Source organism: Amycolatopsis sp. NBC_00345 (assembly GCF_036116635.1).
In the GTDB taxonomy this organism is placed as follows: Bacteria; Actinomycetota; Actinomycetes; order Mycobacteriales; family Pseudonocardiaceae; genus Amycolatopsis.
The window spans coordinates 3697685-3724682 of the sequence record NZ_CP107995.1; the positions used below are offsets into that span (position 1 = coordinate 3697685).

Consider the following 26998-nt stretch of genomic DNA (forward strand, 5'->3'; position numbering starts at 1 on the left):
GGCCGCCAAGCAGTGATCTTCCCCACCGCTGTCCGGCACCCCGCCCGCACCGGCGGCGCGACCGGCCGGTCACTCCCCGCACGCACAGCTCACACACAGGCTTTCTCCGGCCGAACACGGGAAATCGCGCTTACCTGCTTTAACGCCGTTTTCCGAACGCTTCCACACCTGTTTTCCCGGCAACAGAATCTGTCCCCGAGGCTAACTCCCGGCAAAATTGTCACCTAACGCGATCGGATTCGCGGAGGCGGCGGAGGCCGTCGAACCGGTGACAACCACGCGTAACGACCGACCTCACCTGTTCGGATGAAGTTGGCGACGATCCGGGTGGTCCCTATGCTCAGGCCGACGACTTCACGAGATCTTCCCCGGCATGTAACACCGACGAATGAATCCTCGATGGTGACTGTCGTCGACCGAATTCCACCGACGAGGGGCATGGGTTTCGTGTATCAGGGAATCGCCGGGCTCGGGCTGGACCCGAATTCGGAGCTCGACCTACCGGAGTTTGTTCCCGATACCTCCGTTATTCCCGATTTTCCCGGAGACTCGCACCGAAGACGCCTGCATCACGTCTTCGAGACCACCGCGGACCGGGTTCCGGAATCGACCGCGGTGGACTGCGAAGGCGTCACCCTCACCTACGCCGAACTGGACGCCCGCGCGAACCGGCTCGCGCATCACCTCCGCGGACGGCTCGGCACCGGCGCCCGGATCGCGATCCTCGTGCGGCGTTCGCTCGACACGTACGTTTCGCTGCTCGCGGCCGGGAAAGCCGGCGGCACCTTCGTGCCGATCGACCCGGCCTCGCCACCGGACCGGATCGCCTACATCACCGAGGACGCCGGTGTCGACCTGCTGCTGACCACCGCCGATCTGGCCGCCGATTCGGTGCGCGCGGCCGAAGTCGGTTGCGCAGTACTGGAACTGGACACCGCGGCCGCCGTCCTCGGCGCGGCACCGGCGCACCGGCCCGAACGCGACGAAGCCGACGACCCGGTCGCCTACGTGATCTACACGTCCGGTTCCAGCGGCCGGCCCAAGGGCGTCGAGGTCGGGCAGTCCAGCATCACGAACTTCCTCGACGTCGTCCCGCGGATCTACGACGTGCGCGAGACCGACCGCGTCTACCAGGGCATGACGATCTCCTTCGATTTCTCCATCGAGGAGATCTGGCCGACCTGGTCGGTCGGCGCCACGCTGGTGGCCGGCCCGAACGACTCGCGCCGGCTCGGCGGCGAACTGGCCGACTTCCTCGAGCACGCCCGGGTCACGATGCTCTACTGCGTGCCGACGCTGCTCGCCACGATCCCGCGCGAACTCCCGCTCCTGCGCGGGATACTGGTCGGCGGCGAGGCGTGCCCGGGCCAGCTGGTCGACCGCTGGAGCCGCCCGGGCCGGCGGATCCTCAACACCTACGGCCCGACCGAGGCCACCGTCACCGCGACCTGGTGCGAGCTGCTGCCCGGCCGGCCGGTGACGATCGGCAAGCCGCTGCCGACGTACGCGGTCGTGCTGCTGGACGAAGACCGCCGGCCGGTCCCCGACGGCGAAGTCGGCGAGATCTGCCTCGGCGGCCCCGGGGTCGCGCGCGGCTACGTCGGGCGGCCGGAGCTGACCGCGGACCGGTTCATCGAGCACGCCCTCGCCCCGGCCGGCGGGCGGCTGTACCGGACCGGCGACCTGGGCCGCTGGACCGCCGACGGGGAGATCGAGTACCTCGGCCGATCCGACGCGGAGGTCAAGATCCGCGGTCACCGCGTCGACCTCGGCGAGATCGAGAGCGTCCTGATGGAGGACCCGGACATCACCGAGGCGGTCGCCGCGATGAAGCCGGTGACCGAGGACGGCGAGCCGGAGCTGGTCGCGTATGTCGTGTGCGGTAACGGAAACCGGGGTGACGAACTGGTCCGGCGGCTGCACGCGGCGGCGCGTGACCGGCTGCCCGGCTACATGGTCCCCGGCTACGTCGACTTCCTCGGCTCGCTCCCGGTCATGCCCAGCGGCAAGGTGGACCGGCCGCGGCTCCCGGCACCGACCGGACGGCGGCTGGCGCTCACCAGCGGCCCGGTCGTGCCGCCCGCGAACGAACTGGAAACGCAGGTGCGCGCGGTCTGGGCCCAGGTGTTCGGCATCGAGGAGGACAGCCTGTCGGTAGAGGCGGACTTCTTCGACGAACTCGACGGTCACTCGCTGCTGGCCGCGCGGGTCGTCTCGGCACTGCGGCAGCAGCCGGCCGGGGCGAACACCGCCGTGCGAGACCTCTACTCGCACCCGACCGTCCGCGGGATGGCTGCGCTGCTCGCGGACACCGGACGCGCCACTGCCGAAGTGCCCGAGCGCCCGGCCGCGATCCGCCACCGCGGCCGCCGGATCGCCGGCGCCGGGGCATTCCAGCTCGTCGCGATCTACCTGCTGCTGCTGGTGATCACCTTGCCGGTGTCCTATGTGTACACCCAGAACGACGGCGACGTGTCGGTGGCGGTGCTGGTGCAGCTGCTGATCGCGATCCTGATCAGCTACCTGGGCGTGCGCTGGCTGGTGCCGCTGCTGCTGGCCCGGCCGCTGGCCGCCGGGATCCGGCCGGGCCGGTACCGGCTGTGGGGGCCGACCTACCTGCGGCTGTGGCTGCTAGACCTGATCCTCGCGATCGGCCCGATGCCGGTGGTCAGCGGCTCCCCGCTGATGCCGGCGTACCTGCGGCTGCTCGGCGCCCGCGTCGGCGGCCGCAGCACGATCGCGACCAGCTCGATCACCATGCCGCAGCTGGTGCGCATCGGCCGGAACGCCTCGATCGGCTACGGCGTGGTGCTGCGGCCGTGGCGGGTCGCCGACGGCTGGGTGACCGTCGCGCCGATCACCGTCGGGGACAACGCTTTCATCGGGGCGAACGCCGTCCTCGAACCCGGGGCGACGCTGGAGGCGGGCGCCGCCCTCGGCGAGCAGTCCGTGCTCGGCGAGGGCGGCACGATCCACGCCGGGCAACGCTGGAGCGGTTCGCCCGCCGCGCCGGCGCCGAAGCTCGAACAGGCCGCGGAAACCATGCTGGCCGCCGAAAGCCGGATGCGCGGCTGGCGCGTCGACCACTACTTCGCCGCGTTCGCCGGGCTGCTCGGCTTGGAGGTCGGCGCGATCGCGATGATCATCCCCGGCGTCGCGCTGGTCTGGTGGGCGCTGCTGAGCTACGGCGTCCTCGCCGGGATCGTCGCCACGCTGGCCGCGGGGCCGGTCTTCGTGGTCACCGTGTGCGTGGTCGTCGCGGTCGGGAAGCGGCTGGTGCTCGCCCGCGTCCCGGTCGGCGTCCATCCGGTGCGGACCTGGCTGGGCGTGCGCAAGTGGATCTCCGACAAGCTGCTGGAGTTCAGCCTGCAGTTCACGAACTCGTTGTACGCCACGCTCTACACGACGCCGTGGCTGCGCCTGCTCGGCGCCCGCATCGGCCGGCGCGCCGAGGTCTCGACGGCCGCGCACCTCGACCCGGACCTGCTGACGCTGGGCGAGGAAAGCTTCGTCGCGGACATGGCCAGCGTCGGCTGCGCGACGTTCGCCAACGGGCGGATGGCGTTCCTGCCGACCGTGGTGGGAAGCCGGGCGTTCATCGGCAACGCCGCGTTCGTCCCGGCCGGCTCCCGGCTCGGTGACGGCTCCCTCGTCGGCGTCAGCACGGTCCCGCCGCACGACGGGGTGCCGGACGGCACGTCGTGGCTCGGCGCCCCGGCCATGCACCTGCCGCAGCGCCAGGACAGCGGCTCGTTCCCGGAGGAGCAGACGTTCCGGCCACCGCGCCAGGTCGTGGCGCACCGGCTGGCGATCGAATTCTGCCGCGCCACGCTGCCGGCCGCGCTGCTCGGCGTGAGCTTCTACCTGTACCTCCTCACGCTGTCCGGGCTCGCCGAGGGCAACGGCCTGCCCATCCCGGCGTTCGTCTCGCCGGTCGTCGCGATCGCCGCGAGCCTCGCGGTGATCGGGTTCTGCGCGGCCACGAAGCGGAATCTCGTCGGCAGCTACCGCCCGCGAGTGGAGCCGCTGTGGAGCAAGTTCGTGCGCCGCGCCGAGCTCGTCACCGGGCTCTACGAGGCCGCCGCGGTGCCCGCCGGGATGGAGATGCTTGTCGGAACGCCGTTCCTGCCGCCGCTGCTGCGCTGGTTCGGCGTGTCGGTGGGGCGGCGAACGTGGATCGGCACCACCTACCTGACCGAGTTCGACCTGGTCCGGATCGGCGACGACGCCTGTGTCGGCACCGAGTCCTCCCTGCAGACCCACCTCTTCGAGGACCGCGTGATGAAGATGTCCTACGTGATCGTGGAGCCCGGTGCGACGGTCGGCACCCGCGCGATCGTGCTGTACGACGCTGTGGTCGGCGAGGAGGTTTCGCTGGGTTCGCTGTCGCTGCTGATGAAGGGCGAGCACCTCCCGCCCGGCACCCGCTGGCACGGTATCCCCGCGCAGGGCCTGAGCACCGTGGGAGCCGCCTCGTGAACCGTCCGCTCGCCCTCGTCTACCGCGGGCCGGCCACGATCGAAGGCTGCCCGGAGGCCGTCGCCGGATTCCTCCGGGAAAGCCCGTGGGAATTCGACGTCCGGTACGTCGGGCCGCGTGAGCGGATCCCGTTGGGACAGTCCGCTTTGGACACCGCGACGCTGTACGCGCAACCGGGCGGCGGGACGTTGAAGAAGGCGTTCAAGCACCTGCGCAAGCACTCCGACGACGTGCGTTCCTTCGTCCGAGGGGGTGGGCGGTACCTCGGGTTCTGCCTCGGCGGCTACCTCGCCGGCGCGACGCCCGGATTCGACCTGCTGCCCGGGGACACCGACCAGTACATCGGCTCCGAGGACGCCGAGCTGGACACCGACGGCAACGCGCTGATCGACGTCCGCTGGCGCGGCCGGCGCCGGACGCTGTTCTTCCAGGACGGCCCGTACTTCTGGCTGCGCGAGGGCGCCGAGGCGGACGTCGTCGCGACCTATCGCAACGGGCTGATCGCCGCGATGGCCGTGCCGTTCGGTGCCGGCCGGGTCGGCGTCGCGGGCCCGCATCCGGAGGCCACTGAGGACTGGTTCACCGACGCCGGTCTCAAAGTGCCCGCGCCCGGACGGGCCGCGGCGCACGAGCTGGTCGACGCCGTGATGGCGAGCGGCCGGTGAAGACACGGCTCGCCGGGGTCGACGCCACCCGAGGGGTCGCCCTGCTCGGCATGATGGCGGTGCATTCGCTGTACGAGTCCGACGCCCAGGGTCACCCGACCTGGTCGTTCGCCGTCTTCGGCGGCCGCGCGGCGGCGACGTTCGCGGTACTGGCCGGGGTCGGCATCGCGTTCATGACCGGCCGCCGCCGGGTGCGCGCCGCCGACGGGCTGCCGACCGTCGCCGCGCTGGCCGCCCGCGCGCTGGCGATCCTCGCGATCGGGCTCGCGCTGGGCTACACCGACGCCTCGCTGGGCGCGGTGATCCTGCCGTACTACGCGGTGATGTTCCTGCTGGCGATCCCGGTGGTGTTCCTGCCGACCTGGGCGGTCGCGGTGACCGGCGCCATCGTCGCCGTCGGGGCGCCGGTGCTCAGCCACTTCGCGCTCGCGCGGCTGCCGCAGGCCACGCTGCTGAACCCGACGCTCGGCTATCTGCTGCAGCATCCGCTGAGCCTGCTTTCCGAACTGTCCATCACCGGCGAATACCCCGCGCTGCCGTGGATGGCCTACCTGTGCGCCGGCATCCTCCTCGGCCGGCTGACGCTCTCCCGGGTCAAGGTGGCGACCTGGCTGCTGGCCGGCGGGACCGCGCTCGCGGTCGCCGCGACCACCGTGTCCTGGTTGCTGCTCAACCATTACGGCGGGCTCACGCAGATCCTGGCGACCATCCCGCAGAGCACCCTGACCGCGCCGGAGACGCAGGAGATGCTGGCCCTCGGCGGCGACGGGACCGTCCCCACGGTCACCTGGTGGTGGCTGGCCGTCGACGCGCCGCACACCAGCACCACTCCGGACCTGCTGGGCACCATCGGCGCCGCCGTCGCGCTGCTCGGGCTGATGCTGCTGGCCGGGCACGTCACCGCGAAGTGGCCGCGGCGGATCATCGCCGTCTTCCAGAAACCCCTTGCCGCGGCGGGCGGTATGACGCTCACGCTCTACACCGCGCACATCATGTTCCTCAACTCCGACTACGACGTCTACAGCGCGGGCACCGGGTACCTGGTGCAGGTCGCCGCGGTGCTGCTGATCGGGCTGAGCTGGCGGGCCACCGCCGGCCGCGGGCCGCTCGAAGCGCTGGTCGCCACCCTGTCGTCGTGGGCGCGGCGGTGGGCCGAGAGCGGGTGGCGGCTGCCGCGGCTTCGGCTGCGGCGGGAACCGGCCGGGGAAGGAGCCTGATGGACCGGAGGCGGTTCCTCCTCGGCGCCGGGATCCTGACCGGCGCGGCCGGCCTGACCGCGATCGGGATCGCGGTGTTCGAGCCCGATTCGCGGCCGCTCGCGCTGGTCTACCGAGGCCCGGCGTCGACGGAAGGCTGCCCCGAAGCGGTCGCCGCCCTGCTCGGCTCCCAGTACCACGTCGCCTACACCGGTCCCGACGAGGAATACCCGCTCACCGCGCAATCCCTGGCGAAAGCCACCCTCTACGCGCAACCGGGCGGAGGCAGCCTCGGCCCCGCGTGGCGGAAAATGCGCGACCACGCCGACGACATCCGCGCGTACGTCCGAGGCGGCGGAAACTACCTCGGGTTCTGCCTAGGCGGATACCTCGCCGGCGCGTCCCCCGGCTTCGCCCTCCTGCCCGGCGACACCGACCAGTACGTCGGCTCGCAAGGCGCGCACCTGCGCTCGACCAGCGACACCGTCCTGACGGTGACCTGGCGCGGCGTCCGGCAGGAGCTGTACTTCCAGGACGGCCCGGTGTTCACCCTGAACACCGGCGCCCCGGCCACCATCCTCGCGACCTACCCGACCGGCGCCATCGCCGCCGCAGTCACCCCCTACGGCAAAGGCAAAGTCGGCGTCGTCGGCCCCCACCCGGAAGCCGACCAGACCTGGTTCCACGACGCCCACCTCGACAGCACCAACGCCCTGCACCCGGAACTGGGCCACGACCTCATCACCACCACGGTCGCCCGCTGAAAGGCAATCAGGCAGTTCCTCCGACGGGCGAACGGCCCCGACCGTGATTTCGATCGGGGCCGTACCGATTATCCCTACAGCGGCAGGACCACACCGCCGGTCAGCGAGGCCAGGACGGCATTGGTCGCGCCGGCGATTCCGTGGACGGTACCGATGACGATGCCGGTGATGGAATCAATGAGGCCGCCGAAGATGACGATTCCCATAATCGAATTCCTTTCATCAAACGCAAGGTAGTTCCGACCCTCGGGTGAAGACTGGCTTTTGGCGCGGCGTACTGGCAGAAAAAGCACCCAAGCCTTGGCCGTGGTGCCGCCGACACGATCCACCTCGCCGTCGGCGAGAGCGTTTTCACTCCAGGCCAACGGAATGACGGCGTCCACTCGAAGGGGTGAACGTCGCGCCGCTCGAACAAAATCGGCTCGTGCTCTCTTTTCGCAATCTTCGCGAAGTGCCACGCCACCGAAGTCCGGGGTAACAAATCACAGCCTACTACCCCGACCGGTTTGACGGGTAGCACAACCCCCAAATGGCCCAATTTCGCTTAGGCACTTCGGGTCCATCCGCCGACCTGCACAGAGGACAGCTACGGCGGTCCACACAAAACCGCAGACTCGGGATTACCACAATTAATCCTCCGGGCCCGTCGTCTCGGCCACGGTCAGCAGACCTTTCAGCGCAATGCCCCCATTCCGGCACCGCATTCCGCGCCAAGCCGCAAACCCGGCCTGCCCTACGGCGCAGCGCGAGCCGATCCGCCGACGTCGCCTGGCAGGTCTTCGTCGGCGACCTCGCCCAGCCCCTTGCCGAACCTATCGAAATTCGATAGATTCCCATCGTAACTCGATGGGAGGCCGGACCATGGGAAAGCTGACAGTGCACGCGCTGCGGGCCGTGCTCGTGCTGGTGCTCGCCGGCACCGTGTTCGTGCAGGCGATGATGGTGCTGGCGATGATCACCAAAACGGAGGACGGGTCGCTCCCGCTGACCCCGCTGCGCGTGATCGCGATCCTGGGCATGGTGTCGGCGCAGTTCGCCCTGGTCTGCGTGTGGCGGCTGGTGACGATGGTGCGACGCGGCACCGTGTTCTCGCCCGTCGCCTTCCGGTATGTGGACATCATCATCGGCGCGATCGTGGCCGCCGCCCTCCTGTGGTTCGCGGTCACGATCATCAACGCGCCGGGCCAGCGCGACGACCCGGGCGTCTCCCTCATCATGGGCGGCATCGGCGTGGCCATGCTGGGGGTCGCGCTCATCGTGCTGGTGCTGCGGATGCTGCTCGCCCAGGCCGTCGCGCGCGACGGCGAAGCGACCAAGATGCAGGCCGAGCTGGACGAGGTCATCTGATGCCGATCACCGTCGACATCGACGTGATGCTGGCCAAGCGGAAGATGTCCGTGGGCGAGCTCGCGGACCGCGTGGGGATCACGCCCGCCAACCTGGCGGTACTCAAGAACGGCCGCGCCAAGGCAGTGCGTTTCACAACCCTCGCCGCCCTCTGCGAAGTACTCGAATGCCAGCCGGGCGACCTGCTCCGCTGGGAGACCGAGAACGGCGCAGGCGGATGACGCTCGGGCAAGAACCCGGTCTCACGGGCGGGTCAGCTGGTTGGCCAGTCCGTCGACGATGAGCTGAAGCCCGCGGCCCCGTTCCTGCCGGTCTCGCTGGCCGAGGAGTTCCGGTTCGGGAGCTGGACGGCGAAGCCGACCACGTAATGCCCGACGGCGGTGTACATCCTGCTCGCCGGCGGGTTTTCCGCCGAGGTGGCCGCCAGGCGAGGGACGTGGCGGGGCACGTCGTCGGTGGCATCGTCCGAACCGTGCTCGCGGCCGTCCTGCTCACCCTGGTCGCGCTGCTCGTCGGATTCCGCCCAGCGGCAACGCGCTCGCGTGGCTCGCCGCGGCCGGGATCATCCTCTCCAGCGCGTTCGTGCCCACCGAGTCCATGGGCGCCGACAGCGTCCGGGCGCTCCTCACCGGCACCCCGGTCGGCAACAACGTGATCTTCGCGCTCGCCTGGTGCGCGGCCATCGCCGTCGGCGGCTACGTGTGGGGACTGCGCTCCTTCCGCGCCAGCAGCGCATAACCTCACTCGTCACGGTCGCCCAGACTAGCCTCATCCGCCGTCCGTCAGGTCCCCACGTCGTCGCCCGCCGGGGTGTCCGCGGGCCCGCCCGGGCGGGCCCAGGTGATCGGCGCCAGGTACAGGCCGCCCTGGCCCCAGCCGGCGTGCGAGGCGTACCAGCCGGTGTGGTCCCGCACGACTTCCGCCGCGTGTGCCGGGAAATGCGTCACCAGGTCGGCGTTGTCGAAGTGGAACGGGCTGTCGCTGCGGTGGACGTCGGTGCCCGCGTAGCCCAGGCGGGGTCCGGTGAACAGGTACCAGTACCGGCCGTGCCGCAGCACGAACGGGGATTCGGTGGGGCCGCCCCAGGTTCCCGACTCCGGCGAGACGTAGGCGATGTCGCGGTCGCTCCAGTGCCGGAGATCGTGGCTCGTGCGGTAGAGCACCACGTGGTTCCCGCCGGACGGCTCGGTGTTGCCGGTGTAGAACAGCACCCAGCGCCCGTCGATCCGGATGACATAAGGATCCCGCGCGTCGTAGCCGTCGTGGAAAAGGGTGCCGCCCGGGTCCCGCGTCCAGTGGAACAGGTCCTTCGAAGTCGCCAGGTTGATCGCGGACACGGCGCTTTCGGCCCCGCCACCGCAGTAGAACATGTGGTACGTCGCCCCGACGCGGATCACGTGCGGGGCCCACAGATGGGTTTCCCCGTAGGCCGGGTCCACGGTGAGCGCGAACGGCTGCTTCGTCCACGGCCCGTGCAGGTCCGGCGCGGTGGCGTGCGCGAAGCTGATTTCGTTGTCCGGATCGGCCGGCTCGGCGTGCGTGATGCCGAAAACATGCCAGGTGCCGTCGAGATCCCGGATGAACGTGTGGTCGTTGAGGTACCACGGCCCGCTTTCCCCGACGCTCGGATCGTAGATCTTCGCGAACGTCCCCACCGTCAAGTCCGCCTCCGCCGCGGAGCCGGTTCCGGCTAGGCCGAGCGTGACACCCAGAGCCAGGCAACCCGCCAAAGCCGTGCGTCTGTTGACTTCCATCGGGTTCAGCCTCTCGTCGGGGTCAGCGCATCCAGCCGGTACTGCGCGGCCGACCAGGCCGGTGCGCCGTCCACGGGCACGATCCGCACGTCGATCGCGGACTGTCCACTGGTGACACTCGCGGGCAGCGCGAAGGTGTCCTCGAGCCAGCGGTGGGTGGTGTTCTTCAGTGGCTGTGTCCAGGTGCCGACCTGGACGCCGTCGATGAACACCGCGGCCTGCTGGTAACCGTCGTCCTGGTCGCCGATCCGCAGCAGCCGGGCGCCCGCGTTGCGGGGATCCAGCGCCAGGGCGAAGTGCGCCGCGCCGGTCGCGGCGGCGACCGTCCTGCTCACCGGTCCTGCGACCTGGGTCCCTTCGAAGGTCGAAGTCAGGGTGTCTCGTGTCTCGCCTTCGGCGGTGTAGCCGTGCGCGGCCCGGCTGGCCTCGTCGCCGACGTCGATCAGATCGGTCTGCCGCATACCCGCGTCGGGTTGCCCGTACCAATACGCGGTGGTGCTGTACTCGGCGGGCGCGTCGTCGGCGGGGCCGTGTTCGATGCCGAACGTCAGCGCCGAGGAGAACGGCACCGCGTCGCCGGCCATCAGGCGGACGGCGCCGGTGCAGTCGTACTGGCAGCCGTCACTGGCCACTTTGTACGCGGGGTTCCCGGTGAGCGGCATCGCGAAGTTCGTGCCGTCCCGGAAATACCAGCCGGACTCGAAGAAGTCCTCCGTCCCGGTGCCGTGCCATAACGGGCTGGCGGACCCGTCGACGTAGACGCGCTCGTCACCTTCGAGATAAGCCCGCTGGTTCCCGGTCGGGATACGCCCGGTCATGGTCTGCGTCTCGCCGTAGAACACGCCGCGTCCGGCGGCCCCGAGGATGGTCCAGTCGGCGCCGTTCCGCGTCAGTCCTTTGTGGCTGGTCGCGGTGAAGTAGCCCAGGTCGCCACCGGGCCGCAGCCCGGCGTCGACCTCTGGTGTCGGAGCCGAGGTGACCTCCACGCGGGCGCCGGTGATCGGCTCGCCACTCGCGTTCACCAGTTCGACGACAGCGCTCCGGCGGTACGGCATCGGCCACCACGCGGTGAGCGCGCCGCCGTCCGTGGCGTCGATCGAGGACAGCATCGTGCGGCTGTCGAAACGCCCGAGTCCCGAGCCGAAGAACTCACCGAGCGGGGAGTCCACTGTGGTCTTCCCGTCGAAGGTGATCCGGAGCCGGGCCCCGCTCAGCACCGCCTGGGACGCGGCGAGCTGCGCCGGATCGCGCTGGTACCGGTAGACCTGGTAGCCGTTCCAGGTCTGCAGGACCAGCTGGTAGTCGTGCGCCTTCTCCTCACCGGGGTGATCGGGGCCGAGGTCGAGCACGTCGGTGCGCCGCCATTGGCCGTCGACCCGGGAGTGCACGTCGTAGCGGAACTCGTTGACGTCGGCGTCGGAGGAGACGAACGTGTTGGTGATCCGCAGTTCGGAATGGCCGGCGGTGAGGCTGGCCGGCAGGTCGAGCACCTGGTCGGCCCAGGTGCCGCGCGGCAGCGGGGCGCCGGTCGTCCACCGGCCGGCCGGCTTGCCGTCCACGGTGACGTCGGCGACCTGGTGCCCGATCACGGGATCCGGCCGCCGGGTGAGCCGGACACCGGTGTTGCCCGGATCGATCGCGACGCGGAACGAGCTGTGCCCGCCCGCGCCGAACGCCCGGCCGTCGTCCCGGACCCGGGGTTCGGACACGAGCTGGGGCAGGGTGACGCGCAGCTGGCTGATCGTGCCCGCCCCGCGGAGCGCGGCGAACCGCCCGGTCGAGCCGTCCGGCACGTCCGCGGTGACCGAGGTCGTCTTCGCCCGCGGCGCGGCCGGTTTGGGATCCCGGATGCCGAAGCCGCGCAGGCGATCCACCACGTCGAGCGCGCGGTCCCGCGGGTCGAAGGTCGGCACCCCGGCCGAGTCGGGGAACTCGCGGTAGGTGACGTGGTAGAAGAGCGGGTTGTGCTGGACGGTCACCCGCATCGAATGCTGGTACGGCATCGGCACCTTGATCACCGAGCCGCCGGAGGTGTCGTCGCCGTCGCCGACCAGCGGCCACACGAACGGCGCGCCGAGCCGTCCGTCCACAATGTCCTGAAGCGAGCTGTTCAGCACGGTGCGGCCGTCGAGTTCGACCTTCAGCCTGCCGTTGTTGACCATGCTGCCCTCGTCGCGGGTGAACCACATGCTCTCGATCTCGCCGGCCCCGCTCTTCTCGGCGATCACGCAGCCCTCGGCAGTGGTGCGCAGGCAGCTGTACGTCCCGTTGAAGCCGTCGTCGTTGCCGCCGGTGCGGTCGAAGCTGGAGAACTGCTTGGTCTGCGACCCCGGCCGCAACGCCGCCATCGCGTCGAGCGAGCGGTAGACGTCCCAGCCCACCGGCCCCACCGAGGCGGCTCCTGGTGGCCGGTCCGCCTGGGCATCGGCGGGCGCGGCCACGAATCCCATCACCACCAGTGCGGACGCCATCGCTATCAGTAGCGACCGGCAGGCATGACGAACTCTTCGGCTGTGCATCGCGGCACTCCGATCAAGGGGACGGGGAGGAACGGGGAAAGCCGCCGGCGGGGACCGGCGCGGGACTCGGTCAGATCTGGGCGAAGGCAGGGCGGTGGGGCACCGTGCGATGGGGGTCGACGGAAAACGGGTAATCGATTACCCATCTGACGTTAGGGGCGCCCGGGAGAATGTGTCAAGGGTCACATTGCGGGTGTTTGCCCAGGTTAGGCGGAACGGCCTAATGCGCCTGGGGGTCGTCCGGGGCGACTCGGGAGCGGGTTCGCTCGCCCCTGGGCGTGGGGTTCCTCGCCGGGGCGAAGCGGATCCGGGGGGTGGCAACGGGGCCGGGCGACCGTCTTCTCCGGACTGGACGGGCGTGCGGGAATCAGCGGAAGCGCGGCATCGCAGTCGTCTCTTCGCGGCTTGCGCGGGAGACCGGGCTCCGTCGACCAGACTGCCTCGGGATGGTCTCCGCGCGACCGCCCTCGTCGCCGAACACCACGACATCCACGTCGGCATGGGCCAGTTCGCCTCTTTGCCGCAGTACCGCTGCCGGTCCCTTGCCCGGAAAGGCTTAGCTCGCGGTCACTGCCGCTCGCCGGCTCGCCCGCACCCGCGAAAGCCGCTCTGCGTCACTTCAGCTGCGGGATCACTTCCGCGACGATGAGCTCGACCAGGTCGGCGAACTCCCCGGCGGGGCAGCCGCCCATGGTGGGGGAGACCAAGTGGGTGTCGGCGGCGAGCATTTCGGCGGCGCGGTTCAGCCGGTCGGCGACCTCGGCCGGGCTTCCCACCATCGCCGGTCCGTGGGTCGTGACGTGGTCGAAGTCGAGCGGTGGCCCGGGGAACGGCGTGGACTGGGCCCGGTTGCCCCGCTGCGTCATGAGGTCGAAGCAGGCGCGGTACCGCGGCTCCCGTGCCCCCTGGCTGGTCTTGCCGACGTTGACGTGCCAAGCGGCCCCGACCCGTGACTCCCGGCCGTGCCCGTACGAGGCAAACTTCGCGCGGTAATCCTCCGCCACGCGGACCGGGTCGAGGTTCGCCGCGAGGATCACCGGCGGGCGCCGAGTAGATGTACTCGAGTCCGTGGTGTGCGGGGCCAGCCGGCCGGTGCCGCCGGAACGGGCCGGCGCGCCGCTGCCCATGCCCCGATCCTGGCCGGTGGCCGGTGGGCCCGGCCACCGATAAGCTGACGTCCGATGCAGGAAAACCGCCAGCCTGTCCCCCATCCCCGGAAATGGGGGCAGGCGACGCCGCACGGCGCCGGCTGGCTCCCGCACGGCTATCACCTCGACACCCACTCCCACGCCCAAGGCCAGCTGGTCTACGCGGCCGCCGGCGCCATGGTCACCACGACCTTGCACGGGACCTGGGTGGCCCCCGCCAACCGGGTCACCTGGACTCCCCCGGGCTTCGAGCATTCCCACCGCTTCTACGGCAGAACCGACGCCCGCATCGTCGCCGTCCCCGCCGGCGAGTGTCACGGACTCGCGCCACAGCCCAGCGTTTTCGCGGTCAGCGCGCTGGTGCGCGAGGCGCTGCTGGCCCTCACGAACCCGAGCGGCCGGTCCGCCGACGCCGAACGGCGGCTGCGCGCCGTGGTGATCGACGAGCTCGTCGAGACCCCCGAACAGTCCCTGCACCTGCCCGAGCCGCACGACGACCGGCTGCGCGCCGCCACGGAACTGCTGCGCGCCGATCCCGGCCGGACCATCACGCTGGCCGAGCTGGGGCGGGCCGCGGGGGCGAGCGAACGCACCTTGAGCCGGCTGTTCCACACCGACCTCGGCATGAGCTTTCACCGCTGGCGCACGATCCTCCGGATCCACCAGGCCGTGTTCCACCTGACCGGCGGCCAGTCGGTCACCGATACCGCGATCGCGTGCGGGTGGTCCAACCCGTCCACCTTCATCGAGGCGTTCACCGCCGTCGTCGGCCAGACGCCGGGCCGGTACCAAGCCGAGCTGAACGTTCGCGGCGAATAGCGGCACCCTCCGCCAGGTTGGCGGGTTTCCTTTATCGGCTGACAGGTTACCGGTGGTCGACGCCCGGCTCGAGGGGCCACAGTGGTGATCAGCGGCGATCACGCCGTTCTGGAAACCTTCCCGAAAGCGGAGAAAATGACCCAGCAGAACGAAACCGCCAGCGTGGTCATCGTGGGCGGCGGAGTCGCCGGTCTCACGCTCGGCACGTTCCTCCTGCGCAGCGGAATCCACTGCACGATTCTGGAGAAACACAGCCGCGAACACGTCGAAAACCGGCAGCGGGCGGGCTCTCTCGATGCCAGTGGCGTGCGCACGCTCCGGCAGTGGGGAATCGAAGAGGTCGTGGAGGAAATCAGCACCGGCGATTCCGCCGATCCGGGGATGCCGCTTCTGGTCGACGGGCAGAAGCGGCTGTGGAAGATGGACGGGCACGGGGAGGACGAGGCGGACTCGGCCTTCTGCCCGCAGCAGGTCCTCGTCCGCAACCTCATCAAGCTGTTCCTCCGCGACGGCGGCGACCTCCGGTTCGAGTCCGAGGACATTTCCCTGGAGGGCGTCGAAACGGACTCTCCCACGGTGCGATACCGGGCTCCCGACGGCTCGGCGAAAGTGATCAGCTGCGATTTCATCGCCGGCAGCGACGGCTATCACGGCGTCAGCCGGACGGTGATCCCCGAAGACGTCCTCAAGTGCGACACGCACGAGTTCGGTTACGCCTGGCTGACCATTCTCGCGGAGGTGCCGGCGGATCCCCTCGCGGTGATGGCGGTGCACTCCCGCGGTTTCGCGGCGCAGATCACCCGCGGCCCCAACGCCAGCCGGCTCTACCTGCAGTGCCCGCTCACCGATTCGGTCGGCCAGTGGCCGGACGAGCGCATCTGGGCCGAGCTGGAGACCCGGTTCGGCGCCCCGCCCGCGGTCCGGGGACCGATCGTGAGCAAGCAGGTCGTGCCGCTTCGCGGGGTGGTGTTCAGCCCCATGAGCCACGGCCGGCTGTACCTCGTCGGGGACGCCGCCCACCTCATTTCGCCGATGAGCGCCGAGGGGATGAGCCTGGCCCTGCACGACGCCGAGGCGCTCGCCCGCGCGGTCGTCAAGCACGTCGACGAAGGTGATTCGAGCCTGCTCAAGAGCTACTCCGACACCTGCCTGGACTACATCTGGGAGCGTCAGGCCGCCGCGGTCTGGATGACCGACACGATGCACGACTCCGGTGACGCCTCCTACCGGGGCGAGTTCCTCAGGAAGGTCGCCCGGGCGAACCTGGAAACCCTGACACAGCAACGCACCGCCGCGCAGAGCTGACCCAGAGCTGACCCAGCGGGGAGCCGGGCGGCCCGCCGATGGCCCGGCTCACGCGTCGGCGGAGAGAACTCCTTCGAGCACGGCGGCGGTGGCCTCCCACAGTTCGGCCTGGATTTTCTCGCTCCGTCCGGGTTCCGGGCACAGGAGGGGTTTCGCGTCCTTGACGGAGAAATAGCCACTGGTGGTTTCGGCGAAGGCGGGATCGGTCGCGAGTCGCGTGATGATCCCGGCGCCGCGGCGGGGATCCCCGATCCGCAAGGTCTTCAGGATTCGCTCGAGTGCTCCGGCGAAGGGCAGCTCACGGCCGAGGCCGCTGACGTTGAAACCGGGATCGCAGCAGTTCGCCGTGACCCCCGTGCCGGCCAGGCGCCGGCCGAGTTCCTGGCTGAACATGATGTCCATCAGTTTCGACCGGCCATAGTGGACCATGGATTCCCGCCTCGTGTATTCGGCGGTGCGCGTCACGTCGCGGGCCGGGTCGAGGTGGCCGGCCTGCCGGGCGGCCTCGGAGGCGACCGTGACGACCCGCGCCGGGGCCGAAGCCACCAGTTTGCCGCGCAGGGTCTCGGTGAGCACCCACGGGGCGAGATAGTTCACTGCGGTCATCTCGGCGAACCCTTCGGCGGTCACGCGCTGGGAGAACGCGTGCAGTCCGGCGTTGTTGACCAGTACGTCGATGCTGTCGTAGTGGGCGTCGATCTCCTGCCCGGCCCGGCGGACGTCGCGCAGGGAGGTCAAGTCCGCGCTGAACGCGTCGACGGGCGTACCGGGGGCGGCCTCCTCGATCTCGTGGCGCAACGCGTCCACCTTGTGCGGGCTCCGGGCGACGATCCCGAGGTGGGCGCCGTGGCGGGCCAGATCGAGAGCGACCAGCCGGCCCAGGCCACTGGTGGCCCCGGTGATGACGACGATCGGTCGGCTGTCCATGGATGCTCCGCTTCGGCCCGTTGACGAGGTACGCCCTCAACGTAGCACCACTGAGGTACCTCATCAATCGGCCGGCCCCCGTCCGTGACGGGTCAGCCGGCGCCGGTGGCGAGGTCGATGGCGTCGAGCAGTTCGGCCAGACCGGCCAGCTGTTCCGGGTCGAGGCTGCCGAAGATCCGCTGGAGCAGCTGGTCTCCCGCACGGGTACTCGCGGCCAGCGCCGTGGCGCCCGCCTCGGTGAGCGCGACGAGTTTGGCCCGGCCGTCGCTGGGATCGGACCGGCGTTCGACCAGCTTGTCCCGCTCGAGGCTTTCCACTGTTTGAGTGACCGTGCGCTGGGCGAACCCCAGCTCCCCGGCCAGCGAGGCCTGCCGGATCGAGCCCGTCCGGTCGAGCACCTGCAGCACCTTCGTCCGAGCCAGCGACAGCCCGCTGGCGACCATGTGCTCATCGAGCACCTTCCGCACCCGGTACGCCTGCGACAGGAAGCGCAAACCCACCTGATCCGGCTGGGGGCCGTCGGCCATGATCACTGCTCCAGTCGCAGAACGGTCGTACGAGAACCCCGCGAGGCTACCTCGACGGGCCGCTGGGAACGGGTGCCCTGTCCGTGGCGACCAGCGACCCGGAGCTCAGGCGAAGCGACCGCCGCCGTCGACGTGGAGCACCGTCCCGGTCGTGAAGCGGTTGGTCAGCACGAACAGCGCGGCCTCGACGATGTCCTCGGTGGCGCCGAAACGCCGGGCCGGGTTCTTGGCCGCGACACCGTCGAGGAACGCGGCCTTCTTCTCGCCCATGCCGTTCCACGCGCCGGAGTCGACGATTGCGCACACCGCATACCGAGGTCAGCGGCCGGCCGTCTTCGCGATCAGCCGGGCCCGGATCGGCTCCGACTGGGCGACCTCGGCGATCGTGAGGGCCATCGCGAGGCCGGCGTCGTGGACGAAGCGGTCGCCGTCGGGGCCGCCGGCCGCGACGCCGAAAGCTGCGGTGTGGTTGCCGGCTTCGGGTGGGAGGTCGAAGGACAGCATCGGGTGGATCGCGGGGATCCGCAGCGAGACGTTGCCCATGTCGGTCGAGCCGAACATCTTGTCCGGGTAGTCGGGAAAGGTCCGGCCGATGGCCTTCGCGTGCTTTTCGAACAGCGGCGCCAAATCGAGGTCGTGCCGGAATTCGCGGTAGACGGACGGCAATGCGGTGTACTCGACGCTCGTGCCGGTGGCCACCGCGCCCGCGTCGAAGCAGCGCCGCACCCGCTCCCACACCTCGTCGACTTCGGTGATGGTGTCGGCGCGGATCATGCAGTCGACGACGGCGTGGTCGGGGATGACGTTGACGGCCGCCCCGGCTTCCTTGACGACGTGGTGCACCCGGATGCCGTCGCGCAACTGCTGGCGCAGCAAGCCGATCGAGGTCTGGGCGACGACCGTCGCGTCCGCCGCGTTCAGCGCGCTCCACGGGCGCGAGGCGTGCCCGCCGACCCCCGTGTACGTCACCAGCCAGGACCGCGAAGCGCGCAGCTGCGGGATGACGACGTCCTTGAGCTGCGGGTGCACCATCATGGCTGCGTGGGTGTCATCGAAGACACCGCGGTTGACCATGATCTCCTTGCCGGTCCCCTTTTCCTCCGCCGGAGTGCCGAAAACCCGCACCGTCAGCCCGAGTTCGCCGGCGTAGGGGGCCAACGCCAGCGCGGCGCCGACCGCGGACGCGGCGATGGCGTTGTGGCCGCAGCCGTGCCCGATGCCGGGGAGCGCGTCCATTTCCGCGCACAGGCCGAACACGAAGCCGCCGGACCCGGCCGAGGCCACGAACGCCGTCGGCAGACCGGCCACGCCTTTCTCCACCGTGAACCGGCCGCGTTCGAGCGCCTCGATGATCGACGCCGAGGTCTCGTACTCCTCGAACGCCAGCTCGGGATTGGCGTTGATCCGGTGCGAAAGGTCCAGGACCCCGCCCAGATTCTGCTCGAACGCGTGCTCGACGCGCTGGTCGACGCCGGTCATCGCGCCAGGTCCTTTCCGAGGGAGACGTGGTCGGCGATCTGGGCGTGGGTGGCGAACCAGACGCCGTCGTGGGAGGCGATGTGCTCCAGCAGCTCGGCGAGGATCGTCACGCGGGAGCGGTGCCCGATGACGTGCGGGTGGAGCGTGAGCTGGAAGATGCCGCCTTCGGCGTAGGCCAGGTCGAACTCGTCGCGCCAGATCGACAGCACTCCGCGTGGCGGCGTGTACGGCCGCTGGGCCCCGAACCTTTCCATCATGAAGTACGGCATGTCGTCACGGATCCACTCGACGGGCAGCTCGACGATGCCGGTGGGCTCGCCGTCGGCGACGATCTCGTAGCAGTCGTCGTCGGCCATCAGCGAGGAGTCGTACGTCAGGCCCAGTTCGCGGATGATCCGCAGCGAGTCCTCGGAGAAGTCCCACGACGGGGTGCGGATGCCGGCCGGTCGCGTGCCGGTGAGGCGTTCCAGCGTGTCCGCGGCCCGGAAGGCGAGGTCGCGTTCGGCTTCCGGCGGCAGCTGGGTGTTGCGTTCGTGGATCCAGCCGTGCAGGGCGACCTCGTGCCCGGCATCCACATAGGACTTCGCTTCGCCGTCGTGCAGCAGCGCGGACACGGCGGGCATGAAGAACGTCGAGGGCACCTCGAACCGGTCGAGCAGCTTCAGGATCCGGGGCACGCCGGCCCGCGCGCCGTACTCGCCCTGCGACAGCTTCCCCGGCAGCACCTCGCCGTCCCGCAGCGGAATCGTCTCGTGGTCGGAGTCGAACGACAACGTCACCGCCACCTTGGCGCCGCCCGGCCAGGACTCCGGTCGCAACGGACGCCCGGCGCGCACGCGCTCGACGTGCCCGCGCCAGGTCTGCTCGTCCCACTGCCACGGCTCACTCATACTTCCTCCACCACGTTGTGTTCCTTCGACGTCCGCCGCACGCACCCGTCACCATCGACCACAATGGACTGGCTGTCCGGATCGAGTTCGACGGGATCCAGGCGAAGCGCAGGCCCGCCGGCCCCGCCCAGCCCCACCCGGAAGACGGCGCTCTCCGTAGAACTCGACCGGGTGCAGGCAGTGCGGGTGGTGCCCGATGACGAGGTCCGCGCCGGCGCTGATCACGGCTTCGGCGGCGCGCAGGTCCGATTCGTGCGCACTCGAATGCACGAACGGCAGCGTTCCCAGGGTCTCGTCGAGGAAGGTGCTGTCGAACTCGAAGCTCTGGCGCACCCGGATCGCCGCGATGCCGGGCCGGTCGGCGGTGGCGTTGAAACCCAACGGGAGCGCGCAGCAGAAGCTGAAGAAGGCCAGCGTCCGCCCGGCCCGCCGCACGCCACGACCGGACGCCGTGGCCGGCCCGCGGCCACGACGTCTCCCACCACAGTGAGATCCACGACTCCTCCGTTTCACATCGCGGTACGACATGCCACACTGTAGCCCGATACTCGAGCCGAGGTAAAGCGATCCCGTGCCGGAATGAGGAACGACAGTGCACAGGGTGGTACGATCATGTCCTCATGGGCGCGGAAGAAGCAGACAAGCCGGCCAGCAGTATCCGGTCGATGAACAGCGTCCTGAGCACGCTGCGGGTCTTCGAAGAAGTCGCCATGCGGCAGCCGATCGGCGTATCGGAACTGGCCCGCGTGACGGAGATCCCGAAGAGCACCGTGCAGCGGTGCCTGGTGACGCTCCAGCAGGCCGGCTGGCTCAAGGTCGTGGACGCCGAGCGCGCGCGGTGGGGCGTGACGTCGAAGGCGCTGGCCCTCGGCCTGCGCAACGCCGGCGAGCGGGACCTCCAGGAAGTGGCGGAGCCCGTCCTCAAGCGCCTCGCGGCCCAGACCGACGAGACCGTCATGCTCGGCGTGCGCGACGGCGAGTGCCTCCTCATCCTCGCCCGCGAAGACACCACCCAGGTCGTCCGTGTCTTCCTCGAAGTCGGGGAGCGGGTGCCACTGCGCGCGACCTCGGCGGGCACGGCGATCATGGCGCTGCTCGACCAGACCGAGGTCGACGAGCTGCTGCGGCACGAGCTCAAGGAGTTCGCCAACAGCCCGGTGCCGGACGCCGCGGAGCTCCAGCGGGAGATCGCCCAGACCGCGAAGCGCGGATACGCGCTCAACGGCTCCTCCTCGTGGTACCGCCCGCACGTGGCCTCCATCGGCGCCGCCATCACGAACCCGGCCGGGCGCCCGGTCGCGGCCGTCACGCTCGCCATTCCGGAGATGCGGCACAACCGCGCCCAGGAGAAAGCCTTCGCACCGCTGGTGATGGAAGCGGCGGCAGAGATCAGCCGCCTGCTGTCGACCGACTGACCGCGTCGCCGCCTTCCCGGACGTAACGACCCTCCCGAGGTCCGCACGGGACCTCCATGTCTGTCGTCCGTGCCACACCGTGAAACAGCGTATCTTCCTGTAGCATGGCCGTATTATCGTATTACGGTACATCGTGAGGAAGTGAGTCAGCTGTGCCCAGCACAGAGTTCCCCGCCCCGGAGCTGAACCCGTTACGGCTGCGGGACATCACGGTCCCCAACCGCGTGTGGATGTCCCCGATGGCCCAGTACGCCGCGGGTCCCGACGGCCTGCCGACCGACTGGCACCTGGTGCACTACGGCCCGCGCGCGGTCGGCGGGGTGGGCCTGGTGATGGTCGAGTCCACCGCGGTCGGACCGCGGCACCGGACCACTTCGGCGGACCTCGGGATCTGGACCGAGGAGCAGGCGCTCGCGCACCGGCGCCTGACCTCGTTCGTCTCCGGGCACGGCGCGGTCCCCGCGATCCAGCTGCTGGCCGCGGGCCGGAAGGGATCGCACCAGGTGCCCTGGGAGGGCGCGGGACAGAACGGCCCGGTCGGGGCGGCCGACGGCGGCTGGGACCTGATCGCGCCGTCGGCGATCCCGTTCGGCGACCTGGCTTTGCCCCGCGAGGCGGACCAAGCCGACTTGGACGAGGTCGTCGCGGCGTTCGCCCAGGCGGCCCGGATGTCCCACCTGGCCGGGTACCAGGCCGTCGAGATCCACGCCGCGCACGGGTACCTCCTGCACCAGTTCCTGTCCCCGCTGGCCAACCACCGGACCGACGAGTACGGCGGGAGCCCGCAGAACCGGATGCGCCTCCCGCTGCGCGTGGCCCGCGCGGTCCGGGAAGCCTTCCCGGCGGACAAGCCCGTTTTCGTCCGCATCACCGCCACCGACTGGGCCGAGGGCGGCATCACGATCGAGGAGGCCGCGGGGTTCGCCAAGGAACTGGCGGCCGCGGGCATCGACCTTCTCGACGTCACGTCCGGCGTCCTGGTGCGCGACCTGGAAGCCCGCCCGCCGGCACGGGAGGGGGTGAACGTCGGGTTCGCGACCACGCTCAGGCAGGCGTCGGGGCTCGCCGTCGCCCCGGTCGGGCAGATCGGCGACCTGGCGACCGCCCGCCGGATCGTGGGCGACGGTGAGGCGGACGCCGTCCTGATGGGCCGTCCCCTGCTGCGCGACCCGTACCTCGCCCTGCGCGACCGGCCCACCGACAAGGAAGCCTGGCCCGCCCGGTACCACCGCGCGCTCTGAATCAGCTACTTGAAAGGAAAACCCGCTATGCCGATGGACAACCGGGACACGGAGAGCCGCGAGGTCACCCGTCCGGACGGCACGACAATCCGTTACACAGTCAGCGGTCCGGCCGACGGGCCCGCCATGACGCTCATCCACGGCTGGGGCTGCGACCGCCGTGACTTCGACGCCATCATCGGCTTCCTCCCCGGGCACCACCGCGTGCTGGCGGTCGACCTCGCCGAGCACGGGGACTCCCGGTCCACCCGCGACGTCTGGACGATCACGGAGTTCGCCCGCGACGTGGCGGCCGTGCTGGAGGCCGAGTCGGTCAGCTCGTCGGTCGTCGTCGGGCATTCCCTCGGCGGGGCGGTCGCGGTCGAAACCGCCCGGCTGCTGCCCGCCGTGGTCACCCGGGTGGTCGCGGTGGAAGCCCTGCATTACCTGTCCCTGTTCCCCGCGCAGGACGAACCCGAGGCCGAAGCGTTGCTGCGCCTGTTCCGGGAGGACTTCGCCGGCGCGATGCGGGGCATGGTCGAAGGGGGCTCACCGGCGGGCACCGACCCGGCCCTGATCGACGCCTACACCAAGAAGATGGCCGCGGTGCGGCAGCCCGCGGGCCTTCACAGCCTCGAAGGCCTGCTGCGCTGGGACATGGACGCCGCGCTGCGCGAGGTCGCTCAGCCGATCGTAGTGTTCGCCGTGCGCTCTCTCATCACCCAGGAGGCCGCCGACCGTTACGGCGGCCGCCTGCGCATCGAGCTGGTCGACCTGGGCAGCCACCACTTCCACGCCGAGTCCCCCGAAGCGACGGCCGGACTGCTGGCCGGTCAGATGTCCGATTAGGACACCGGGCCCCGGCCGCCCGGCACCGGGCGGCCGGGGCCCGGCTCAGCCGACGTGCGGTTCCGGGTGCCCGGGCTGCCGCGCGGCGAGTTCGCGGAGCGCGGTGGCCGTGGCATTACGGACGTGGTCCTCGCACGCCGCACGGGCGGCGGCGGCGTCACCGCGCACGGCCGCGGCGTCGTGGATGGCGGTCAGCTCCCGCACCGTCTCCGGCCCGCGGCCTTCGGCCTGCAGGGACAACCCGCGCAACATCTGCACGCGGGCGTGGATGCCGCGCAACGTCGAGTCGACGATCGGGTTCGCCGCCCCGGCGATGAGCACGTCGTAGAACTCGTCCTTCATCGCCAACCGCTCGGCCAGGCCGGCCTTGCGGTGGGTCCGGGCGAACCGCCGGACCACCTTGCCCATCAGCTCGCGCTGCTCGGCGGTGGCCCGCTCGGCGAACAAGGCGCCGGCCAGGCCCTCCAGCGCGCCGCGCACCTCGAACAGCGCCTTGGCGTCGGCGGGGGTCAGCTCGGTGACGACCGGGCCGCGGTTGGGCACCGTGGTCACCAGGCCTTCGGATTCCAGCTGCCGCAGCACTTCGCGGACGACCGTGCGGGAAACCTCGTACCGCGCGCACAGCCGCGCCTCGACCAGCCGCTCGCCGGGCTCGAACTCCGCGGCCATGATGTCGCGGCGGAGGGTTTCGAGGACCTGGGCCCGCAGCGGCGCGGCGACCCGCTGCACTCGTTGTCCGGTCACGCGGCCGCCTCCCTGTTTTCAGCCTATGACGGTATCACCGTAGTACGCGAGCCCCGGCCGACGCGGCGGCGGTGCGGTCAGCCGGTCAGCTCGACGCCGGTCACCTTCGCCAGGTACCGGGCGATCTCGGACTGGTCCGGGTTCCCCTCGCCCAGATCGGCCAGCGCCGCCCGGCAGAACCGGACGCAGGCCTGCGACACCTCCGGCGCCAGCCCGAGTGACGCCGACAGGTCCAGCGCGGTGGTGATGTCCTTGACCGTCAACGGAAGCGAGAACCCGACCTGGAACCGCCCGTCCAGCACCTCCGGCCCGATCTTGACCTCGGTCGACTGGTTGCGGCCGGTGGACCGGTTGATGACGTCGAGCATGACCCGCGGGTCCAGGCCGAACTTGGCCCCCGTGGTGAGCACCTCGAGCGCCCCGACCAAACCGATCGCCGACAGCAGGTTGTTGAGCGCCTTCAACGCGTGCGCGGACCCGGCGGGGCCGACGCGCGTCACCGACGTGCCCATCGCGCGCAGCAGCGGAAGGGCCCGCTCGTAGTCTTCGGCCGCGCCGCCGGCCATGATCGTCAGCTCGGCCGTCGCGGCTTTGCGCGGACCGCCGGAGACCGGCGCGTCCACCATCACCACGCCGCGCTCCCCCAGCCGCCCGGCCCATTCCTGGGTCGCGCGGGGGGCCGACGATCCCATGTCGACGACCAGCGTGCCCGGCCGCAGCCGGCCGGCGAAACCCGTGGGATCGCCGGGGTCGCCGAGCACCTGCTCGACGACCGCACTGTTGGGCAGCATGAGGATCACGACATCGGCGGCGGCGCCGTCGAGGAGGCTCGGCAACGCCGTCACCCCCTCGTTCCGGGCGGCCGCGTCGATCGCGGCGGGGTCGGCGTCGTGGACCGCGACCGGCACGGCTCGCGCGAGGTTGCGGACCATGGGCTGCCCCATCGTGCCCAGCCCGATGAAGGTGACGGCGTCCGTCATGACTGTTTTCCCTTCGTGGATGGCGGGTCAGCCCTGGAAGACGGCGACGGTCGGCTCGAGACCGTCCGCGCCGACGACCTCGCGCCAGGCTTCGAAACCGGTCTGGAAGGCCACGATTCCGGCCTCGGGCAAGGAGATCTCGATCGCTTCGAGGATCTCCTGCGCGGTGACGCCCAGGTCGAGCGCGACCTTGATGTGGCTCTGGATGTGCCCCTTCGCGGCGCGCATCACCGTGAGGCTGACGATGAAGATGAGCTCCTTCGTCCGTCGGTCCAGGGTCCGCTGCTCGAGGTACGCGGCGCCGACGAGGCCGTTCGCGGCCCGCAGCACGTCGAAGTCCTGTTTGGCCATCACCTTGTGGTACTCGAGGACGTAGCCCCGTTCGCGCGCCATGTCGTCGATGTAGCTCTGCGGATCCTGCTCAGCGGTCGTGGTCATCCGGTCCTCCGGTTGTCGTCTACGGCACTCATAATACCGTAATACCGTCAGACGACGACTGTCGAACCCGGCCCGCGACGGCCGCAAACGGAGGCTTGCGGAGGCCTATGGCCGTAAGTAGCATGCTACTCCACCTGACTGGCTCTCCACTTGGACAACGGCGGGCCGGTGTGTCAACGTCGACAGGAGGTCCACCATGGAGGACGCGGTAAGAGGGGCCGGTGACGCGCTGCGCGCCGCCACCCTGCGGAAGGCGACCCGGCGGGTCATCCCCCTGCTGCTGCTCGGCTACCTCGTGAGCTACCTCGACCGCATCAACATCAGCTTCGCGAAGTTCGGCCTCGAGCAGTCGTTCGGGCTGAGCGCCACCCAGTACGGCCTGGCCGCGGGCATCTTCTTCGTCGGGTACGTGCTCGCGGAGGTGCCCAGCAACATCATCATGTCGAGGGTCGGGGCCCGGCTCTGGCTCAGCCGGATCATGGTCAGCTGGGGGATCATCGCGGCGCTCACCGCTTTTGTGCCGAACACCGGGTCGCTGTACGCGATGCGGTTCGTGCTGGGCATCGCCGAGGCCGGCTTCTTCCCCGGCATCCTCGTGTACCTCACCCGCTGGTTCCCCAACCGCGACCGGACGCGGATCGTCTCGATCGTGATGGTCGCGATCCCGCTGGCCGGGGTGGTCGGCGGCCCGCTGAACGGCTGGATCCTGACCGCCTTCGACGGCGCGCTGGGGCTCAGCGGCTGGCAGTGGCTGTTCATCGTCGGCGGCGTGCCCGCGGTGCTCATCGGCGTCGTGTTCTTCTTCAGCGTCACCGATCACCCGCACCAGGCCCGCTGGCTGACCGCCGAACAGCGGTCCTGGCTGGTCGGCACGCTCGCCGAAGAGGAGGCCGAACGCGCCGCCACGGCGCCGGCCGGGCACCGCGCCGCGTTGAAGAACAAGAAGGTGCTCGCGCTCACCGCGGTCTACTTCCTCCTCCAGTGCGGCGCCTATCCCCTGACCTACTGGATGCCGTCGGTGATGAAGGACATCGGGTCGTCGCTGACCACCCTGCAGATCGGCTGGCTCTCGGCCGTGCCGTTCCTGCTGGCGTCGGTGTGCATGTACCTGGCCGGACGGCTGGTGCGCGACGAGCGCTCGTCGAGGCCGACCATGATCGCGCTCGGCATCTCCGTGGTGACGTTCGCGCTGACCGCGGTCAGCCTGGGCACGCCGGCGCTGGCGTTCTTCGCGATCACCGTCGCGACCATGGCCGCGCAGGCGGCGAAGTCGCTGTTCTGGTCGATCCCGACGGCGTTCCTCGCCGGAGCCGGTGCGGCGAGCGGGATCGCGTTGATCAACTCGCTCGGCAACGCGGCGGGCTTCGTCAGCCCGTTCGCGGTGGGCTGGATCCAGCAGGCCTCCGGCGGCAACGACGGGCTGTCGATGACCGTCATGATCCTGGCGAACGTGCTGGCGATGGCCGTGATCGGCGGGGTGTGGCTGATCGCGCGGCGCCGGCGCGTGGCTCATCCGGAACCGGTCGGCTAGCG

26 protein-coding genes are annotated in these 26998 nt (G+C 70.3%); 13 read left to right on the forward strand and 13 right to left on the reverse strand.

The genetic code is table 11. The features are described 5' to 3' along the window. The first annotated feature begins 528 nt into the window (after positions 1-528). From OG943_RS16235 to OG943_RS16250, 4 genes are read left to right on the forward strand one after another with little or no spacing between them, the layout of a single operon-like run. Entirely contained in the window at positions 529-4479 is a 3951-nt protein-coding gene (locus tag OG943_RS16235) for a Pls/PosA family non-ribosomal peptide synthetase (RefSeq protein ID WP_328612081.1), read from the forward strand. Continuing rightward, positions 4476-5144 (forward strand): BPL-N domain-containing protein, encoded by a 669-nt coding sequence (locus OG943_RS16240; protein WP_328610600.1) that lies wholly within the window; start codon positions 4476-4478, stop codon positions 5142-5144. The genes OG943_RS16235 and OG943_RS16240 overlap by 4 nt, the downstream gene beginning before the upstream one ends. After that, entirely contained in the window at positions 5141-6361 is a 1221-nt protein-coding gene (locus OG943_RS16245) for a heparan-alpha-glucosaminide N-acetyltransferase domain-containing protein (RefSeq protein ID WP_328610601.1), read from the forward strand. The genes OG943_RS16240 and OG943_RS16245 overlap by 4 nt, the downstream gene beginning before the upstream one ends. Further along, positions 6361-7104 (forward strand): BPL-N domain-containing protein, encoded by a 744-nt coding sequence (locus OG943_RS16250; protein ID WP_328610602.1) that lies wholly within the window; start codon positions 6361-6363, stop codon positions 7102-7104. Before OG943_RS16245 ends, OG943_RS16250 begins: the two co-directional genes overlap by 1 nt. A 74-nt stretch (positions 7105-7178) precedes the next feature. Here the strand turns inward: OG943_RS16250 and OG943_RS16255 are convergent, their stop codons facing one another. Beyond that, positions 7179-7487, reverse strand: a complete 309-nt coding sequence (locus OG943_RS16255; RefSeq protein WP_328610603.1) for a hypothetical protein — start codon at positions 7485-7487, stop codon at positions 7179-7181. 478 nt (positions 7488-7965) lie between these two features. Here OG943_RS16255 and OG943_RS16260 point away from each other — a divergent pair, with 478 nt between their 5' ends. From OG943_RS16260 to OG943_RS16270, 3 genes are all read left to right on the forward strand, one after another. Continuing rightward, positions 7966-8451, forward strand: coding sequence for a DUF2975 domain-containing protein (locus tag OG943_RS16260; protein ID WP_328610604.1), 486 nt, complete (start codon positions 7966-7968; stop codon positions 8449-8451). Then, positions 8451-8672 (forward strand): helix-turn-helix domain-containing protein, encoded by a 222-nt coding sequence (locus OG943_RS16265; protein ID WP_328610605.1) that lies wholly within the window; start codon positions 8451-8453, stop codon positions 8670-8672. The genes OG943_RS16260 and OG943_RS16265 overlap by 1 nt, the downstream gene beginning before the upstream one ends. A gap of 361 nt (positions 8673-9033) precedes the next feature. Then, on the forward strand, positions 9034-9189 hold the full coding sequence (locus OG943_RS16270) for a hypothetical protein (RefSeq protein ID WP_328610606.1): 156 nt from the start codon (positions 9034-9036) through the stop codon (positions 9187-9189). A gap of 44 nt (positions 9190-9233) precedes the next feature. Here OG943_RS16270 and OG943_RS16275 read toward each other — a convergent pair whose 3' ends face one another. From OG943_RS16275 to OG943_RS16285, 3 genes are all read right to left on the reverse strand, one after another. Further along, on the reverse strand, positions 9234-10205 hold the full coding sequence (locus OG943_RS16275) for a glycosyl hydrolase family 32 (protein WP_328610607.1): 972 nt from the start codon (positions 10203-10205) through the stop codon (positions 9234-9236). A gap of 5 nt (positions 10206-10210) precedes the next feature. Next, positions 10211-12676, reverse strand: coding sequence for a glycoside hydrolase family 172 protein (locus OG943_RS16280; RefSeq protein WP_328610608.1), 2466 nt, complete (start codon positions 12674-12676; stop codon positions 10211-10213). Between the two features lie 662 nt (positions 12677-13338). After that, entirely contained in the window at positions 13339-13761 is a 423-nt protein-coding gene (locus tag OG943_RS16285) for a hypothetical protein (RefSeq protein ID WP_328610609.1), read from the reverse strand. Positions 13762-13905: 144 nt separating this feature from the next. Between OG943_RS16285 and OG943_RS16290 the strand changes: the two genes are divergently transcribed. Together OG943_RS16290 and OG943_RS16295 are read left to right on the forward strand one after the other, a co-directional pair. Then, positions 13906-14691 carry an AraC family transcriptional regulator gene (locus tag OG943_RS16290; protein ID WP_328610610.1) on the forward strand — a complete coding sequence of 262 codons (786 nt, stop codon included), beginning with the start codon at positions 13906-13908 and terminating at the stop codon, positions 14689-14691. A gap of 135 nt (positions 14692-14826) precedes the next feature. Next, positions 14827-15996 (forward strand): 4-hydroxybenzoate 3-monooxygenase, encoded by a 1170-nt coding sequence (locus OG943_RS16295; RefSeq protein WP_328610611.1) that lies wholly within the window; start codon positions 14827-14829, stop codon positions 15994-15996. Positions 15997-16044: 48 nt separating this feature from the next. Here OG943_RS16295 and OG943_RS16300 read toward each other — a convergent pair whose 3' ends face one another. The 6 genes from OG943_RS16300 to OG943_RS16325 form a co-directional block, all read right to left on the reverse strand. Then, positions 16045-16923, reverse strand: coding sequence for an SDR family NAD(P)-dependent oxidoreductase (locus OG943_RS16300; RefSeq protein ID WP_328610612.1), 879 nt, complete (start codon positions 16921-16923; stop codon positions 16045-16047). 92 nt (positions 16924-17015) lie between these two features. Then, positions 17016-17450, reverse strand: coding sequence for a MarR family winged helix-turn-helix transcriptional regulator (locus OG943_RS16305; RefSeq protein ID WP_328610613.1), 435 nt, complete (start codon positions 17448-17450; stop codon positions 17016-17018). 105 nt (positions 17451-17555) lie between these two features. After that, a complete protein-coding gene (locus tag OG943_RS16310; protein ID WP_328610614.1) occupies positions 17556-17756 on the reverse strand; it encodes an SDR family oxidoreductase in 201 nt (66 codons plus the stop codon). 12 nt (positions 17757-17768) lie between these two features. Next, on the reverse strand, positions 17769-18929 hold the full coding sequence (locus OG943_RS16315; RefSeq protein WP_328610615.1) for a M20 family metallopeptidase: 1161 nt from the start codon (positions 18927-18929) through the stop codon (positions 17769-17771). Beyond that, positions 18926-19819, reverse strand: a complete 894-nt coding sequence (locus OG943_RS16320) for a polysaccharide deacetylase family protein (RefSeq protein ID WP_328610616.1) — start codon at positions 19817-19819, stop codon at positions 18926-18928. Before OG943_RS16320 ends, OG943_RS16315 begins: the two co-directional genes overlap by 4 nt. Before the next feature lie 48 nt (positions 19820-19867). Continuing rightward, positions 19868-20254, reverse strand: a complete 387-nt coding sequence (locus OG943_RS16325; RefSeq protein ID WP_328610617.1) for a CapA family protein — start codon at positions 20252-20254, stop codon at positions 19868-19870. A gap of 230 nt (positions 20255-20484) precedes the next feature. Here OG943_RS16325 and OG943_RS16330 point away from each other — a divergent pair, with 230 nt between their 5' ends. From OG943_RS16330 to OG943_RS16340, 3 genes are all read left to right on the forward strand, one after another. Next, positions 20485-21234, forward strand: a complete 750-nt coding sequence (locus tag OG943_RS16330) for an IclR family transcriptional regulator (RefSeq protein ID WP_328610618.1) — start codon at positions 20485-20487, stop codon at positions 21232-21234. Positions 21235-21386: 152 nt separating this feature from the next. After that, on the forward strand, positions 21387-22475 hold the full coding sequence (locus OG943_RS16335) for an NADH:flavin oxidoreductase/NADH oxidase (RefSeq protein ID WP_328610619.1): 1089 nt from the start codon (positions 21387-21389) through the stop codon (positions 22473-22475). A 27-nt stretch (positions 22476-22502) separates the two neighbouring features. Beyond that, positions 22503-23303 carry an alpha/beta fold hydrolase gene (locus OG943_RS16340; protein ID WP_328610620.1) on the forward strand — a complete coding sequence of 267 codons (801 nt, stop codon included), beginning with the start codon at positions 22503-22505 and terminating at the stop codon, positions 23301-23303. A gap of 45 nt (positions 23304-23348) precedes the next feature. Here OG943_RS16340 and OG943_RS16345 read toward each other — a convergent pair whose 3' ends face one another. The 3 genes from OG943_RS16345 to OG943_RS16355 form a co-directional block, all read right to left on the reverse strand. After that, on the reverse strand, positions 23349-24047 hold the full coding sequence (locus tag OG943_RS16345; protein WP_328610621.1) for a GntR family transcriptional regulator: 699 nt from the start codon (positions 24045-24047) through the stop codon (positions 23349-23351). A gap of 77 nt (positions 24048-24124) precedes the next feature. Further along, positions 24125-25027, reverse strand: coding sequence for an NAD(P)-dependent oxidoreductase (locus OG943_RS16350; protein WP_328610622.1), 903 nt, complete (start codon positions 25025-25027; stop codon positions 24125-24127). 27 nt (positions 25028-25054) lie between these two features. After that, the gene (locus tag OG943_RS16355) at positions 25055-25465 is read right to left on the reverse strand and encodes a carboxymuconolactone decarboxylase family protein (RefSeq protein ID WP_328610623.1); all 411 of its coding nucleotides are present in this window, start codon (positions 25463-25465) and stop codon (positions 25055-25057) included. 196 nt (positions 25466-25661) lie between these two features. Here OG943_RS16355 and OG943_RS16360 point away from each other — a divergent pair, with 196 nt between their 5' ends. Then, positions 25662-26996 (forward strand): MFS transporter, encoded by a 1335-nt coding sequence (locus tag OG943_RS16360; protein WP_328610624.1) that lies wholly within the window; start codon positions 25662-25664, stop codon positions 26994-26996. Positions 26997-26998: the final 2 nt, after the last annotated feature.

What these genes read in the sequence shown, in the direction of transcription:
- OG943_RS16265 (WP_328610605.1), top strand. Translation starts at nt 8,451, where the DNA reads ATGCCGATCACCGTCGACATCGACGTGATGCTGGCCAAGCGGAAGATG.
- OG943_RS16300 (WP_328610612.1), bottom strand. Translation starts at nt 16,923, where the DNA reads ATGGACAGCCGACCGATCGTCGTCATCACCGGGGCCACCAGTGGCCTG.
- OG943_RS16290 (WP_328610610.1), top strand. Translation starts at nt 13,906, where the DNA reads ATGCAGGAAAACCGCCAGCCTGTCCCCCATCCCCGGAAATGGGGGCAG.
- OG943_RS16260 (WP_328610604.1), top strand. Translation starts at nt 7,966, where the DNA reads ATGGGAAAGCTGACAGTGCACGCGCTGCGGGCCGTGCTCGTGCTGGTG.
- OG943_RS16295 (WP_328610611.1), top strand. Translation starts at nt 14,827, where the DNA reads ATGACCCAGCAGAACGAAACCGCCAGCGTGGTCATCGTGGGCGGCGGA.
- OG943_RS16315 (WP_328610615.1), bottom strand. Translation starts at nt 18,929, where the DNA reads ATGACCGGCGTCGACCAGCGCGTCGAGCACGCGTTCGAGCAGAATCTG.
- OG943_RS16350 (WP_328610622.1), bottom strand. Translation starts at nt 25,027, where the DNA reads ATGACGGACGCCGTCACCTTCATCGGGCTGGGCACGATGGGGCAGCCC.
- OG943_RS16280 (WP_328610608.1), bottom strand. Translation starts at nt 12,676, where the DNA reads ATGGCGTCCGCACTGGTGGTGATGGGATTCGTGGCCGCGCCCGCCGAT.
- OG943_RS16320 (WP_328610616.1), bottom strand. Translation starts at nt 19,819, where the DNA reads ATGAGTGAGCCGTGGCAGTGGGACGAGCAGACCTGGCGCGGGCACGTC.
- OG943_RS16360 (WP_328610624.1), top strand. Translation starts at nt 25,662, where the DNA reads ATGGAGGACGCGGTAAGAGGGGCCGGTGACGCGCTGCGCGCCGCCACC.
- OG943_RS16355 (WP_328610623.1), bottom strand. Translation starts at nt 25,465, where the DNA reads ATGACCACGACCGCTGAGCAGGATCCGCAGAGCTACATCGACGACATG.
- OG943_RS16340 (WP_328610620.1), top strand. Translation starts at nt 22,503, where the DNA reads ATGCCGATGGACAACCGGGACACGGAGAGCCGCGAGGTCACCCGTCCG.
- OG943_RS16250 (WP_328610602.1), top strand. Translation starts at nt 6,361, where the DNA reads ATGGACCGGAGGCGGTTCCTCCTCGGCGCCGGGATCCTGACCGGCGCG.
- OG943_RS16275 (WP_328610607.1), bottom strand. Translation starts at nt 10,205, where the DNA reads ATGGAAGTCAACAGACGCACGGCTTTGGCGGGTTGCCTGGCTCTGGGT.
- OG943_RS16305 (WP_328610613.1), bottom strand. Translation starts at nt 17,450, where the DNA reads ATGGCCGACGGCCCCCAGCCGGATCAGGTGGGTTTGCGCTTCCTGTCG.
- OG943_RS16330 (WP_328610618.1), top strand. Translation starts at nt 20,485, where the DNA reads ATGAACAGCGTCCTGAGCACGCTGCGGGTCTTCGAAGAAGTCGCCATG.